This is a genomic window from Mycobacterium sp. pR1184 (assembly GCF_041287235.1).
Taxonomy (GTDB): domain Bacteria; phylum Actinomycetota; class Actinomycetes; order Mycobacteriales; family Mycobacteriaceae; genus Mycobacterium.
In genome coordinates, this window is record NZ_JBGGKR010000033.1 from 1 (window position 1) to 409 (window position 409).

The 409-nt window shown below is 66.3% G+C and carries 1 pseudogene; it reads right to left on the bottom strand.

The annotated features are described in order from the left end of the window. Positions 1-409, bottom strand: a pseudogene (locus tag ACAG21_RS28095) (IS481 family transposase); the annotation flags it as partial.

Below are 409 nucleotides of genomic sequence, written 5' to 3' on the forward strand. Positions count from 1 at the left end.
GCCTGATGAATCCGGCGCATGTTGGGCCCTTCTCGTCGGCCAAGATCTCCGAGTACGCCAGCCGACTGTGGTCATCAACCATCGAGTGCACGTAGTCGTAGCCGATCCCGCGACCACGGACCTCTTCGCGACGCCCGTGAGCGCGCCACCCGCCCCCGTCGGGGATGCGGCCGAGCTTTTTGACGTCAACGTGGACCAACTCGCCGGGATGGTCACGCTCGTAGCGCACGGCGGTGACCTTCGACGCTTTGATCAGTGCGCCGGTCATCGGATCGCAGTCGCGCAGATAGGGCTCACCATGGCGGCGCAGAATACGTCCCACCGTGCGCGCCGGGATGCCCAATTCCGGGCCCAGCCAGTCTTGGCCGCGACGATGAACCCGGCGCGCCGCTACGACCTGCTGTTCGAC